General features: G+C 73.2%; 8 protein-coding genes. 1 reads left to right on the top strand and 7 read right to left on the bottom strand.

Annotation, left to right across the window (positions count from 1 at the left end; all coding sequences use genetic code 11):
- Positions 1–11 precede the first annotated feature (11 nt).
- From dnaE to ACFY3L_RS32730, 6 genes are all read right to left on the bottom strand, one after another.
- Positions 12–3,545: a DNA polymerase III subunit alpha gene (dnaE, locus tag ACFY3L_RS32705; protein WP_389332779.1), complete on the bottom strand. Its 3,534-nt coding sequence runs from the start codon at positions 3,543–3,545 to the stop codon at positions 12–14.
- A 163-nt stretch (positions 3,546–3,708) separates the two neighbouring features.
- Positions 3,709–5,778, bottom strand: a complete 2,070-nt coding sequence (locus tag ACFY3L_RS32710) for a hypothetical protein (RefSeq protein WP_389332782.1) — start codon at positions 5,776–5,778, stop codon at positions 3,709–3,711.
- On the bottom strand, positions 5,775–7,040 hold the full coding sequence (locus ACFY3L_RS32715; protein ID WP_389332785.1) for a VWA domain-containing protein: 1,266 nt from the start codon (positions 7,038–7,040) through the stop codon (positions 5,775–5,777). The genes ACFY3L_RS32710 and ACFY3L_RS32715 overlap by 4 nt, the downstream gene beginning before the upstream one ends.
- On the bottom strand, positions 7,037–9,844 hold the full coding sequence (locus ACFY3L_RS32720) for a DUF5682 family protein (protein WP_389332788.1): 2,808 nt from the start codon (positions 9,842–9,844) through the stop codon (positions 7,037–7,039). The genes ACFY3L_RS32715 and ACFY3L_RS32720 overlap by 4 nt, the downstream gene beginning before the upstream one ends.
- 5 nt (positions 9,845–9,849) lie before the next feature.
- Positions 9,850–10,962, bottom strand: coding sequence for an AAA family ATPase (locus ACFY3L_RS32725; protein ID WP_389332791.1), 1,113 nt, complete (start codon positions 10,960–10,962; stop codon positions 9,850–9,852).
- Complete coding sequence (locus ACFY3L_RS32730; RefSeq protein WP_389332794.1) at positions 10,959–13,706, bottom strand: molybdate metabolism regulator; 2,748 nt, start codon at positions 13,704–13,706, stop codon at positions 10,959–10,961. The genes ACFY3L_RS32725 and ACFY3L_RS32730 overlap by 4 nt, the downstream gene beginning before the upstream one ends.
- A gap of 172 nt (positions 13,707–13,878) precedes the next feature.
- Here ACFY3L_RS32730 and ACFY3L_RS32735 point away from each other — a divergent pair, with 172 nt between their 5' ends.
- On the top strand, positions 13,879–14,244 hold the full coding sequence (locus tag ACFY3L_RS32735) for an MmcQ/YjbR family DNA-binding protein (RefSeq protein WP_344502548.1): 366 nt from the start codon (positions 13,879–13,881) through the stop codon (positions 14,242–14,244).
- A gap of 39 nt (positions 14,245–14,283) precedes the next feature.
- Here the strand turns inward: ACFY3L_RS32735 and ACFY3L_RS32740 are convergent, their stop codons facing one another.
- Positions 14,284–14,406: a hypothetical protein gene (locus tag ACFY3L_RS32740; protein WP_389332798.1), complete on the bottom strand. Its 123-nt coding sequence runs from the start codon at positions 14,404–14,406 to the stop codon at positions 14,284–14,286.
- Between the last annotated feature and the right edge of the window lie 333 nt (positions 14,407–14,739).

Genomic DNA, 14,739 nt, shown 5'->3' on the forward strand with positions numbered 1-14,739 from the left:
TCGTGACGGTTCTACGAGAAGCTGTTGGGGCCGAGCAGCGCTTTCAGGTCGCCCTTCAGGGCGGTGGTCGGCTCGACCCGGTACGGGCCGAGGCGCAGCAGGGTGATCCGCGAGCCGTGGCTGAGCTTCACGTGCACCTCGGCCTTGCCCGGGTGGTTGAGCAGGATCTCCTTGAGCCGGTCGACCAGCGGCGGCGTGCACCGGTTCGCCGGCAGCGACAGCACCACCGGCCGGTTCTCGTCCGCGGTGGTGACGTCGGGCATGGACAGGTCCATCGCCATGAGCCGCGGCGTCTCGTCGCGCCGGTCGACGCGGCCCTTCACCACGACGATCGCGTCCTCGGCGATGTACTGGCCGACCAGCTCGTACGTGTTGGGGAAGAACAGCGCCTCGACGGCACCGCCGAGGTCCTCCAGGCTCGCCGACGCCCACGGCTTGCCCTGCTTGGTGATGCGCCGCTGCACGCCGGTCAGCATCCCGGCGAGGGTGATGACGGCGCCGTCCGGCACCGAGCCCTCCTCCGACAGGCTGCTGATCGCCGTGTCCGCGGCCTTGGCGAGCACCGACTCGAGGCCGAACAGGGGGTGGTCGGACACGTACAGGCCGAGCATCTCCCGCTCGAACGTGAGCAGCTCCCGCTTGTCCCACTCGATCTGCGGGATCGCCGCGGTCATGGCGGGGGTGCCGCCGCCGGTGTCGTCGCCGCCGAACGCGTCGCCGAAGAGGTCGAACTGGCCGATCGCCTCGTTCTTCTTGATGTCGGCGTAGGCGTCGATCGCGTCGGCGTGGATCGCCAGGAGCCCGCGGCGCGGGTGCCCCATCGAGTCGAACGCGCCGGCTTTGATGAGCGACTCGATCGTCTTCTTGTTGCAGGCGACGGCGTCGACCTTCGACAGGAAGTCGTGGAAGTCCTTGTACGGCGCGGCCTGCCGGCACCGCACGATCGCGTCGACGACGTTGTGGCCGACGTTGCGCACGGCGGCGAGGCCGAAGCGGATGTCCTTGCCGACCGGCGTGAACGGGCCCGCGGACGTGTTGACGTCCGGCGGCAGCACGTCGATGCCCATCCGCCGGCACTCCGACAGGTACAGGGCCATCTTGTCCTTGTCGTCGCCGACGCTGGTCAGCAGCCCGGCCATGTACTCCGCCGGGTAGTTCGCCTTGAGGTACGCCGTCCAGTACGAGACGAGCCCGTAGCCGGCCGTGTGCGCCTTGTTGAAGGCGTAGTCGGCGAACGGGACGAGCACGTCCCACAGCTTCTTGATCGCCTCGTCGCTGTAGCCGTTGGCCTTCATGCCGTCGCTGAACGGCACGAACTCCTTCTCCAGGACCTCTTTCTTCTTCTTGCCCATGGCCCGGCGCAGCAGGTCGGCCTGGCCGAGCGTGTAGCCGGCGAGCTTCTGCGCGGCGCGCTGCACCTGCTCCTGGTAGACGATCAGCCCGTACGTGGGGCCCAGGATCTCCTGGAGCGGCTCCTCCAGCTCCGGGTGGATCGGCGTCATCTCCTGCTGCCCGTTCTTGCGCAGCGCGTAGTTGGTGTGCGAGTTCGCACCCATCGGGCCCGGGCGGTACAGCGCCAGGACCGCGGAGATGTCCTCGAAGTTGTCGGGCTTCATCAGCCGCAGCAGCGAACGCATCGGCCCGCCGTCGAGCTGGAACACGCCGAGGGTGTCGCCGCGGGCGAGCAGCTCGTAGGCGGCCTTGTCGTCCAGCGGCAGGCTGAGCAGGTCGAGCTTGATGCCGTGGTTGCGCTCGATGTTCTTGACCGCGTCATCGATGATCGTCAGGTTGCGCAGGCCGAGGAAGTCCATCTTCAGCAGCCCGAGCGTCTCGCACGTCGGGTAGTCGAACTGCGTGATGATCGCGCCGTCGGCGTCGCGGCGCATCAGCGGCACGTGCTCGATCAGCGGCTCGGCGGACATGATGACGCCGGCGGCGTGGACACCCGTCTGGCGGATCAGCCCCTCGATGCCCTTCGCCGTGTCGACGACCTTCTTGACGTCGGGGTCGCTGTCGTACAGCGCGCGGAACTCGACCGCCTCGGAGTAGCGCGGGTGGTTCGGGTCGAAGATGCCCGTGAGCGGGATGTCCTTGCCCATCACGGCGGGCGGCATCGCCTTGGTGATCCGGTCGCCGACCGCGAACGGGTAGCCCAGGACCCGCGCCGAGTCCTTGATGGCGGCCTTGGCCTTGATCGTGCCGAACGTGGCGATCTGCGCGACCCGGTCCTCGCCCCACTTGTCGGTCACGTACCGGATGACGTCGCCGCGCCGGCGCTCGTCGAAGTCGATGTCGATGTCGGGCATCGAGATGCGGTCGGGGTTCAGGAACCGTTCGAAGATCAGGCCGTGCGGCAGCGGGTCGAGGTCGGTGATGCCCATCGCGTACGCCACCAGGCTGCCGGCGGCCGAGCCACGGCCCGGACCGACGGCGATGCCCTGGTTCTTCGCCCACAGGATGAAGTCGGACACGACGAGGAAGTAGGCCGGGAAGCCCATCTTCACGATCATGTCGGTCTCGTAGTCGGCCTGCCGCTGGTGCTCCTCGTCGATGCCGCCGGGGAACCGGCGCGCCATCCCCCGGGCGACCTCGGCCCGGAAGAACGACTCCTCGGTCTCCCCCTCCGGCACCGGGAAGCGCGGCATCAGGTTGCGCTCCTTGAACATGCCGTCGGTGTCGACCTTCTCGGCGACCAGCAGCGTGTTGCGGCAGCCCTGCTGCCACAGGTCGGAGCTGTCGACGGCGCGCATCTCGTCGGCGGACTTCAGGTAGTAGCCCGACCCGCCGAACCGGAACCGGTTCGGGTCGTTGATGTTGGATGCCGTCTGCACGCACAGCAGCACGTCGTGCGCCTCGGCCTGGGCCTGGTGCGTGTAGTGCGAGTCGTTGGTGACGACCGGCGGGATGTCGAGCCGCTTGCTGATCTCGGTCAGGCCGTCGCGCACGCGCCGCTCGATGTCGAGGCCGTGGTCCATGACCTCGAGGAAGTAGTTGTCCTTGCCGAAGATGTCCTGGTACTTGGCGGCGGCCTTCAGCGCCTCGTCGAACTGGTCGAGCCGCAGCCGCGTCTGGACCTCGCCGGACGGGCAGCCGGTCGTGGCCATCAGGCCCTCGGAGTGCTCGGCGATGATCTCCGTGTCCATCCGGGGCCACTTCACGAAGTGCCCCTCGATCGACGCCCGCGAGTTGAGCCGGAACAGGTTGTGCAGGCCGGTCTTGTTCTTCGCCCAGATCGTCTTGTGCGTGTACCCGCCGGAGCCGGACACGTCGTCGTCCTTCTGGTCGGGACGGCCCCACTTGACGCGCTGCTTGTGCAGCCGCGACTCGGGCGCGACGTAGGCCTCGACGCCGAGGATCGGGGTGACGCCGGCGGCGGTCGCCTGCTTGTAGAAGTCGTACGCGCCGTGCATGTTGCCGTGGTCGGTGATCGCGACGGCGGGCATGCCGAGACGGTTCGCCTCCTTGAACATGTCCTTCAGTCGCGCCGCTCCGTCGAGCATGGAGTACTCGGTGTGCACGTGGAGATGCACGAACGAGTCGGCCATGCTGCGCCCCCCTGTTGAGATGTCCTTCACTTCCGGCGCGTCAGCCTAGCCACGGTTCATGATCGACACGCCGTCGGGCGGATGTGATCCCTCTTCCGCTGTGAATTTTGGCGCTCGCAGACCGGGCAAATCGCCTGGGTCTCGACGGTCCGTCACGGCCGGGTCACTGCAGTTCGGCGGTGACGAGGAGCCGCACGTACGCATCCACCCACAGGCGCACGGTGGTGTCGTCCGGGTCGGGCCCCAGGCCTTCCCGCAGCGCGCCGACCGAGGCGGCGGCGCGGCGCAGCCCGACCCGTGACAGGGTGTGTTCCGCGTCTCGCAACCGGCCGGTGAACGTGGGCGGCAGCATCCGCAGGCCCCGGTGGGGCACCTCGGCGAGCAGTGCCGCCGCCGTGCCGACCGCGTGCCGGAGCGGGTCCTCGTCGGGCACCGGCCCGCCGCCGATCCGGAACCCGCCCGCCGGCGCCAGGTCTGGGACCACGACGGCGTCGTCGCCGACCGCGAACCCGAGCGGCTCGACGGTGATCACACCGCGGGACCTGCCGACCGTGCCGGCGACGGCCCGGACCGGGCCGTCCAGCGCCGCGGCGATCGCGTCGAGGGCGCCGGGCGCGGCCGCGGTGTGGGTCGCGGTGATCGTCGCCACCCCGCCGGCCGGGTCCGCGACGACGGCGTCGAGCCGCTGGGCGCCCGGGGAGTAGTGCACGGACCGGACCTCCGCGACCTGCACGACACGCACCAGCTCCGCCTCCACCCTGGGCCGCACCACCCGCGGCGGGAGCCGGTCGAGGTACGCGGCGAGCTCCCGCAGGTCCCGCACGACGAGCGCGTCCGGCAGCGCCGTCCACATGCCCTGCGACGGCGTCACGGTGGTCTTGGCGACGCGGCTGGTGGCGAGGCGCACGGTGCGGCTGGCGCTGCGGATCGCCGACTCGGTCACGACGGTGCCGCCGGCGAGCTGGGCGACGGTGGCCCCGGCGACGCGCCCGCCTTCCCGGTACGCCCGGCGCAGCACCAGGACGGTGGCGCTGTCCGCGTGCGCGAAGTAGATCTCGACCTGTGTCTCGTCGCCGACGGTCCTGAGCCGGCAGCCGAGGCCGTCGAGCCGGGCGCGGCGCATCGGGGTCTCCGCGGCCTCCCGCGTGCCGAGGATCCTGGCCCGCAGGCCGGCGCCGCCGGGAGCTGCCGGAAGGGCGTGACGCCGGTTGGTGACCGCGCGGTGCCTGGCGTGCAGCTCGGCGACCAGCCCGGCGAGCCGGTCGTGACTGTAGGAGGTGGCGCGCCGCTCGTACGCCGCGAGCTGCTCCTCGAGGTCACCGACGGCGAGCAGCGGCCAGCGCAGACCGGCCCGCTCCAGGCGCTGCCGCACCTCGGCGACCGTGGCCGCCAGTCCGGGGCCGACGTGGGTGGCGCCCGTGAGCAGGATCTCGCCGGCCAGGTGTACCGCGGCGTCGAGGGACGCGTCGGTCCCGGCGTCGGCGGTGGCGGGTGGTCCTCCGACGTCGACCTGCACGTCCTGCTCATCGGCCTTGCCGCCGGCTGTCGCGTCTTTTGTATCGGCCGCTACAGCGTCGGCGGCTTGTGCGTCGGCGGCTTTGGCGTCGGCGGCTTTGGCGTCGGCGGCTTTGGCGTCGGCGGCTTTGGCGTCGGCGGCTTTGGCGTCGGCGGCTTTGGCGTCGGCCGCTCGGAACGCCCATACGGCGAGGGCGATGACGTCGTCGCGGGCCCCGGCGACGGCGTCCGTGTGCACGAACCCGAGATCGCCGGGCACCAGGAACCGGACCGTCGCCGACCCGAGCTCCACCCGCGGCGCCGGGTCCGCCGCGGAGGGCCGGTGCACGCGGGCGACGTAGCCGGCCCGGTACGCCCGCCGCGCGGCGTTGAGCTGTCGCGCCCCGATCCTCGCCTCGATCTGCTCGTCGGTGAACGCCCCCGGCGACCATTGCGTGACGACATCCGTTGTCTCGTGCTCGCTCTGGTACGCGATGACGAGGCCCACGATGTGCCGGCAGATGCCGGTGGCGCCGCAGGTGCAGCTGCCCGTCTCCAGGCCGCCCTGCGGAAGCTGCGTCTCGGGGCCGTCCGGGTAGGTGCCGCGGACCGTGCCGCCCGGGTCTTCGGTGATCGCCGGCGGGGCCTGCTCGACCTCCCTCGTGGCGCGCTTGACCAGTCCCCGGTTGGTGAGTGCGGCAAGCGACTCCTGGGTCAGCGCGAGGAGGTCCGCTCTCATCGGGCCACCTGCTCCGCCACGTACGCCGCCAGTTCACCCGGGGTCATGGCGCCGACGGAGGCACCGGCGTCGGCGAGTCGGGCGCCCATGTCCCGGTCGAACGCCGGGTCGGCGTCCTCGTCCAGCGCCGCCAGGCACAGCACCTTCGTCCCCTGCCCCGCGACGTCCCTGACGAGCCGGACGAGCCGTTCGCCGCCCCCGGGCCCCTCGTACAGGTCGCTGATCACGACCAGGATCGTGCGGCGCGGCTGCTCGATCAGCCCGGTGCCGTACTCGACCGCCCGCGCGATGTCGGTGCCGCCGCCGAGCTGGACCTTCATCAGCAGCTCCACCGGGTCGTCGACGTCCGCGGTCAGGTCCACCACCGCCGTGTCGAACGCGACGAGGTGCGTCTTCACGCCCGGCAGCCCCCACAGGCACGCCGCGGTGACGGCCGAGTGGATGACGCTGCCCGTCATCGACCCCGACTGGTCGACGAGCAGGATCACCTGCCACCGGTCCAGGTGCCGGCGTGTCCGCGCGATGAAGTACGCGGACTCCACGTACACCTTCCGCTCCTGCGGGCGGTAGCGCCCGAGGTTCGCCCGCAGGGTGCGTTTCACGTCGAAGTTCCTGGCGACCTTGAACCGGCTCGCGCTGCGGGACCGCGCCCCGGAGAACGCGTGCCGCACCTGCGTCGCGAGCTTCTCCACCAGCTGCCGCACAACCTTGTCGACGATCCTTCGCGCCAGCACCAGCACGTCGGGGTTCATCAGGTGCTTGGTGCGCAGCACGGCTCTCAGCAGCGTCGGGTTCGGCTCGACCCGGGCGAGGACCGCCGGGTCGGTGACGACGTCGTGGATCTCGTACCGCTCCACGGCATCGCGCTGCAGCCGCTCGATCGTCTCCTTCGGGAACAGCGTCGTGATGTCGTCGAGCCAGTCGACCGTGGTGACCACCGACCCACCGTCCCCGCCGTGCCGCGTCTGCCGGACGCCCCGGCGTTCGAGGTCCTCGTCGCGCCCGTACAGCCAGTCGAGGGCCGCGTCGCGCCCCAGGCCGTCGGCGCTGAGCCGGCCGCCGTTCAGGACCGACTGCCCGGCCTCGCCGAGCACCAGCCGCCACCGCTCCAGCTCCTGCGCGGTGCGGTCCAGCTCCTGCGCGGTGCGGTGCTGGTCCTGCGCGGTGCGGTGCTGGTCCTGCGCGGTGCTGTGCTGGTCCTGCGCGGTGCGGTGCTGGTCCGTGTGGGGCTGGTCGGTGCGGTGCTGGTCGGGCGTGCTCATGGCAGGAGCCCTTCGTGGGTGAGGGCCGCGTCGACCCGGGCCTCGAGCTCCGCGGCGGCCGCGACGAGCACCGGGTCGACCTCGCGCGCCCGCAGCAGCGACCGGCCGCTTCCCCCGAGCCCGCGCCTGGCGAGCAGGTGCCCTGCGACGGTCTCCCGTTCCCTGGGCGGGAAGTACGTGAACGCCTGCCGCAGCGCCGGCAGCGCGATCAGGAACTCCGCCTCGCCCATCCCGCTGATCAGGTCGTCGAGCACGTCGAGCACCCGGGGCGCGTGCAGCACCTCTTCGCGCGCCACCGCGAACAGCCCCGCCAGCCAGTCGCCGACCGTGCCCGGAGCCGCCGCGCCGCGGACCGCCCGCACCGGGTCCTCCCAGGCCCTGCCGCCGTCCTTCCCCTGCCCCTTCGCTTCGGGGCGGGTGGTGTCCGCTCCTTCGGAGGCGGTGGCATCCGTCCCTTCGGGGCTGGTGGCGTCCGCCCCTTCGGAGCCGGTGGCATCCGTCCCTTCGGGGCTGGTGGCGTCCGCTGCTTCGGGGCTGGTGGCATCCGTCGCTTGGGGGCCGGTGGTTTCCGCGGACCAGCAGAAGCCGAAGGCGGCGCCGCGGAGGTCAGGCGGGGATTCCCTGTCCTCGGCGACACGGCGCATCACGGCGAGGGCGGCGTCGCGGTCGAGGGCGAGGCGCGGCCCGGCGTGCACCGTGGTGTCCCGGACGGCGACGACCGCTGCGATGCGGGCGGGGTCGGCCGGGGAGGTGCTGCCCCGTACGCCTTCCGCGAGCCACAACGCCCGCTGGTGGGCGGCGGTGATCACCGTGCCGAGGGGGGCGCTGCCGGCCGTGCCGAGGAGCCGGTCGTGCCGCCACAGGGTCAGCACGACCGCGAGGAGCCGGCCGAGGTCGCCGAGGTCACCGGCGGTCCCGACGGCCGCGCCCAGGTCGTGCAGCACCTGGTCCGACAGGCGGACCGTGCCGCACAGCGCCGCGTCGAACAGGGCATCGGCGAGACCGGCCACGTCCGCCCCGCGGATCCGTTCGGCGAGGACGGCCGCGGCGGCTTCGCCGAGGGTCACGCCGTACGCGCCGGCCTCGATCAACGCGACCAGCCGATGCTCATGGACGGTGACGTCCCACTGCTCCTCCAGCACCGGATCGACCCCGGTCCGCGGCCCCCGCCGCCGGTCGAACCCCGGGATCCGCAGCACCCGCAGCCGGTGCAGCAGCCGGCTGCGCCGCAGGCCGTCGTCCTCGGTGAGCGCGACGGTGACCGTACCGCCGACGCCGAACCCTTCCCGCTCGAGCTCGGCATCCGCGTGGTGCACGAGCGGCGGCAGCGGCGTCGAGGGGTGCAGCCGGCCGACCCGGGTGCCGCTGAGCGCCGCGACCATCTCGACGACGACCGGGTGGGTGCCGGCCCGCAGCCGCCCGCGGGTCGCCCACGGCAGCGGCTCGTCGAGCGCGTCGTGCACGAGCGCCCCGGCGAGCCCGTCGAGGATGTCGGTCCTGCCCGGGTGCTGGTGCCCCCGGACGAGCGCCAGCCCGGCCGCCGACGCCCGCGCCGCGATCAGGTCCGCGGTCGACGCCCGCTGCTTCCGCTCCCGCAGCCGCCCGACGACGGCGCCGGCCAGGTGATCGGCGGCGTGCCGCGCCCCGCCGTCCCACACCTGCTGGTAGTACTCCGGCGACGGCATCCCCGACTGGTACCCGTCGAACGCGTCCAACCGCCGGAACGAGTACGGCACCAGATAGCTCCCCCCGACCGCCCCCTCGGGCAGCCCCGGCACCTCAGGCCACGCCGCGCCGTCCTCCACGCCCCCGGCACCCACCAGCACCTCAGCCGCCGCGCCACCCCCATCCACGCCTTCCCGCGGCACCGGCACGTCAGACCACGCGGTGACGCCGTCCGGTTCCTTAGACGACCCACTGCCCCCGGCACCCACCCGCGGCGCCGGCACGTCGGACCGCCCGGCGCCCACCGGCATCCCAGGCGACGCGCCACCCCCGTCCGTGCCCTCCCGCGGCACCGGCACGTCGGACCGCCCGGCGCCCACCGGCATCCCAGGCGACGCGCCACCCCCGTCCGTGCCCTCTCGCGGCACCGGCACGTCGGGCCATGCGGCGTCCCCGTCCGCGCCTGGCGGTGGCATCTTCGCGGCAGGCCGAGCGGTGACGCCGGCCGTCAGGCGGATCAGCGCCGGCCGGTGGAATCCGCCGGTGACCACGACGACGGGACGGTCCCCCGCGTCGGCGGCGGCCGCGCGGATCCAGCGGGCCATGTACGCCTCCCGCCTGGTGTCGCCCTCGCTCGCCGGGGTCTCCCCGCGCAGCAGGTCGAAGTAGGCGGCGAGCCGCTCGGCGATCCCGTCGTCGGGCGGGATCTCGAACAGGTGGTCCCACAACGCGTCCACGTTGTCGACGGCGAACTCCGTGCACAGCCGGTCGACGACCTCGGCGTAGCGCTGCTCGGCGTCGGCGTACCGGTTCTCCCGCTGCGCGAGGGCAGGGTCCCACGCCGGCAGGTCGATGAAGCGCACGGTCGCACCGGCCCGGTGGCCTTCCTGCAGCGCGACCCACTCCGGCGAGTACGCGCAGAACGGCGCCCACGAGGCGCAGTGCCGCTCGTCGTCGCGGTAGCTGCTGAACACCGCGACCGGCAGCTCGTGCCCGAGAAGCAGCTCGCCGATGCGGTCGTTCATGTCGGCTGGCCCCTCGACGAGCACGTGCGCGGGCCGCAGCGCCGCGATCGTGCCGGCGACGAGCCTGGCGCAGGCCGGGCTGTGGTGCCGCACGCCGATGAACGTGGTGGCCATCGCCGCTACCCCGGCAGCTGGTGCCGGGCGGCGTGCAGCGCCTTCCACTGCGCGCCCGACCGCCAGGTCAGCTGCTGCTCCAGGTACCGCCGCAACTTGGCCAGATCCTCGGTGTTGTCCTTCGCGGCGGTGCCGGCGAGGCACGACACCAGGTCCTCGGCGGTGCCGGCCTCGCGGCGCAGGAACCAGCCGCGTAACCCGACGGCGTGCGCGACGGAAACGGCCTCGGCGGTGCTCATGACGGCCGACAGCCGCTCCATCGTGTCGCCGCGCGCCGACTGCCCCGTCCGCAGCTCCCGGAACGTCGTCACGAGCACCTCGAGCACGTCGCGGCGCGGCGCGGCGGTGACCCCGGACCGGCGCAGCAGCGCGCCCGCCTCCGCCTCGACGAGCGCGAGCTCCGTGTCGAAGTCGGCGATCGGGAACACGGTCTCGAAGTTGAACCGCCGCTTCAGCGCCGCGCTCATCTCGTTGACGCCCCGGTCGCGGGTGTTGGCGGTCGCGATCACGTTGAACCCGTCGCGCGCGAACACCATCGCCTCCGGCCCGGTCAGCTCGGGAATCGCGAGCACCCGGTCCGACAGCGGCGACAGCAGGCAGTCCTGGACCTCGAGCGGGCAGCGGGTGATCTCCTCGAACCGCACGACCTTGCCCTCGGCCATCCCCCGCAGCAGCGGCGCCCGCACGAGCGACCGCTGGTTGGGCCCTTCCGCCACGAGGAGTGCGTAGTTCCACGAGTACTTGATCTGGTCCTCGGTCGTCGCCGCCCCGCCCTGTACGGTCAGCGTCGACTCCCCGCTGACAGCCGCCGCCAGCAGCTCGGACAGCAGCGACTTCGCGGTGCCGGGCTCACCGACCAGCATCAGCCCCCGGCTGGTCGCCAGCGACACGAGGGCCCGGTCGATCAGCGACGGGTCACCCACGAACTTGCGGCTGATCCCCGCCGACGGATCCCCCACGATGAACCGCCGCGCGGCCGTGAGGCTCAGCGCCCACCCCGGCGGCCGCTCCCCGCTGTCGGTGTCGCGAAGCTTCGCCAGCTCATCGGCATACCGGGCCTCGGCCGGCGGCCGCTGCACGGCGGTGCCCTCCTGCAGCAACTCGTGCGCAGCGCTCACAGCGTGACCTCCCGCAGGTCTCTGATGATCTCGGACACCGTAACGGGGCCGGGCCCGCCGAACCTCTGCGGCCTGCCCGGCGCCCACCTGGCCGCACCCAGCTCCGCGACACCGCCCGAACCCACTCGGCCGGCCACCCCCGCGCCGCCCACCGCACCCATTCCCCCGACGCCGCCTACGCCCGCCCCGCCCACGTTGCCGACGCCGCCCGCCCCCGCTCCGCCCATCGCACCCACGTCGCCGACGCCGGCCGAACCCGCTCCGCCGGCCACTCCCGCTACCTCAGCCGCACCCGCTCCGGCTCCTCCAACGCCGAGCGTGAGCGTGCCGGCGACGTCGAGGCCGAGGTCGGGGACGAGGCCGAGGTCGAGGGCGAGCCGATCGGCGAGCTGGTCCGGGGACAGGCCGAGGGACGCGGCGACCTCCGCGAGCCGCTCCTCGGCGCGGACACGGATCGGCTTGGCGCGGACGGTCGTGGCAAGGCGGTGCAGGTGAACGAGTGCGCCCCCGGTGCCGATCCTGGCGATGACGTCGACGGCCGAGGCGGCCCTGGCCATGGCACCCTCGCCGGGCCAGGCGCGGACGTGCCCGGCGAGGTGGCGGGTGGTGTCGTCGTCGCCGAGCAGGGCCTGGGCCTCGAGGACCCAGCCGGCGCGCGGCGGGGCCCCGGCTTCGACCCACCGGTCCAGCAGCGACACCGCGAACGCGGCGAGCGACGCCGGGGTGCACGCCTCGGCCACGACGGCCAGGCCCGCATACGGCTCGCCCTGCTTCGACATGGCGAGCATCGTCAGCACGTGCCGCGCGGCGTCCGGCGGGACCGTGCCGACGCCGCCGCGCAGCTCGATCGGGGTGAGGGCGGCCGGGTCGGCCCAGTCGGGCAGCGCCGGCACGCGCGCGGGCAACACCAGCAGGGGGTCGGTGTCGAGGAGGTCGGTGACCGCGGCGGCGGCGCCGGCACCGTAGGACCGGGCGGCGGCCTCGACCGTGTCGCGATGGTCAAGGTCGGCGAGGACGCGCAGCGCCTGGCCGGCGAGGCGACGCGCGGACCCGGCCGGGCCGGCCGCGGCGGGGATGAGCGCCCGGGCGGCGGACGCGGGGTGCCTGCGCAGCCAGTCGGTGGCGCGCTGCCGTGCGGCGCGACCGCCGTCGAGCCCGCGGGCGACGGCGGCGGCGACCTCAGGCCCGGTGAACGGCATCAGCAGCGGGCTCGCGCCCGACCGGTCGACCTCGAGGACGAGCGGCAGCACCAGCACCCCGAACCTCGCGATGAGCGGGGGCGCCCAGCGCTCATGGTCCCAGCGTCGGGTGGGGCGCCAGCGGGCGGCGACCGGCGCGGCGATGTCCATGGGCGCGCGCAGGAAGAACCCGAACGTGTCGAACCAGGCGCACCGCCCCGCTTCGATGTCGCGGGCGAGCGCGGTCCAGTCGGACCGCAGCGGCCCCCACTGGCCGGCGGTGCCGGCCCGGTTGAGCCATGCTGCCTGCTCCCCCGGCTCCCAGACGATCGCCGGCTCGTCGGCGCAGCGCAGCCCGGTGACCACGGCGGCCTTGCGGCCGGGCCGCCGGGCCGAGGCCCACGGTGGGGCGACGAGCAGCGGCGGCAGCGCCTTGGGCGGCGCGACGACGCGGCGGTCGAGCGCGTCGAGCTCGGCGGCGACCCTGGTGGCGGCGGCGCCGGCGAGCGCCGGCAGGACGTCCTCAGCGGCGGCACGGTGCCGGGCGACGTGGGTGCGCAGCCGCTGGGCGATCCGCGGGCGGGACGCCCCCTCGGCGAGCAGCCGCACCGCCCGCTGCGGGAACCGGTCGCACGCCTCGGTCAGCGCGGCCGGGACGTCGCGCCTGTCGGCCCGGTCGACGAGGGCCTGAAGCGCCTCGTCGGCCGGCATCACGGCGAGGACCGACAGCATGGCCCGCCGGGCATCGGCGGACGACGACCCGAACCGGTCCAGCCACACCACGAGCGGTGGCACGACGGCGACACCGAGCCCGTCGGCGATCGTGTGCAGCAGCGCGGTGTCGGCGAACAGCCCCCACGGCGGATAGGACCCGACAAGGGTCTCGGCGTGCTCCGCGGTCGTCACCGACGCGAGGGTCAGCCGGGTGCGCCAGTCGTCGCCGACGACGTGACCGCGCACCTCCTCCTCGACCCAGGCCGCCTCCGTCGGCGCGAGGAACGCCGTCACCACCCGATGCGTCGCCGACCGCTCCCGCCAGCGGGCCAGCCGCTCCACGACCGGCAGATACTCCTCCTCGGGCGCCGCGGCGACGGCTGCCCGCACCCGTGCCAGGACGGGGAACGCGCCCTCGGAACCCCGCAGGTAACGGACCACGGGCTGCCCGGCCAGGGTGGTGCCGGCGCCATAGCTGCCATAGCCGAGGCCTTGCAGCTCCATGGCGGCCTCGACGGCGAAGGCCAGCCCGCGGCCGGCGACCCACCCGTCGGCGAACACCGCGGCGGCGGCCCGGCTGCGCTCGTCGGGCGGCCCGGCATACGCGGCGACGACCGCGGCCGCGCCGAGCGGGGTGCTGGCGGTGTCGCCGTCGAGGTGGGCAAGGCCTTCGGCGCTCACGTCGGCGGGGGTGCCGGCGCTGGTGAGCGCGGAGCGCAGGCTGGGGCGCTGGTCGAGCAGCGCGGCGATGTCGGCGGCCCAGGTCGCGCTCGGGCTGAACCCTGCGGGAGCCCCGCCGCGCCGCGGCAGGATGTCGCGCAGCCAGGAGGATGGAACGCCGAACGTGCCCATGTGCCGCCTCCCCGTGGTCCGTTTCGGATGGCGGTCACCATAGCGACGCCCACCGACAATTTCGGGTGGGACGGCCGCACGCTGCGACAATGTCTTCGATCATGAAAATTGAGCAAATGGGGAAAATCGGATCCTCGGAAAAGTGTCAGACCCTCCTGTTACACCTACAGACATGGGAATCCGAACCAGCCGCGGGGTGAGCGTCGACGAGGCGCTCCGGATGGTCCTGACGCTGCCCGAGGTGGAGCAGCGCCAGCACGGCAACCATCTCGGCTTCCGGGTGCGTGACCGGGGGTTCGCCTACCTGTGCGAGGACGACTGGACCATGCTGGTCAAGACGTCCCGTGAGGAGCAGGCGGCGCTCGTCGAGGACGACCCGCGGGCCTACAAGAAGTCACACGTGTCCGGCCGGTTCGGCTGGGTGCAGGTGCGCTTACGCAAGGCGCACGAGGACGAGCTCGCCGACCTGATCACGGAAGCGTGGAGGATGACCGCACCAAGGCCGATCGTGGCGCGGCTGGATCTCGCTTTGAGTTGACGGGTGATGTACGAGGTGAGCCCCGCCGCCCGGTCCGGGCTAACGCAGCGCCGACACCACCATCATGACGAGCCCGGCACTCAGCACGGCGAGGAAGGCGACCGCGAGGACGATGCGCGACGTCAGACGAGCGACCGGGGCGACGTTGGCCATGATTTTCATACGCCGGAGGAAACCATGACGGCCTGAAGCCTGCCTGTGGCTTGGCTGAAGCGAAGCCCGCCGAGCCGGGCACACCACGCCGGCAGACGGGCCCTGTCGGCGGAGGGCGAACGCGCTCGGCGGAGCGGGACTGGCTCGAAGGGAGCGGAACCGGTCCGGCGGAGGTCGAACTGGTCCGGTGAAGTCGAACCGGTCGCGACGGAAGCGGAGGTGCGCCCAGCTGACACGAACTCGCCCCCGGCTGAACGAGGTCATCCCGCGACAGGCATCGGCTGGCCTGCACGAACCGTCGGTGCGGGGAAGCCGCCCCGGCACGAACCGTCGGTGCGGGAA

The sequence above is a fragment of the Dactylosporangium sp. NPDC000521 genome (assembly GCF_042898305.1).
In the GTDB taxonomy this organism is placed as follows: domain Bacteria; phylum Actinomycetota; class Actinomycetes; order Mycobacteriales; family Micromonosporaceae; genus Dactylosporangium.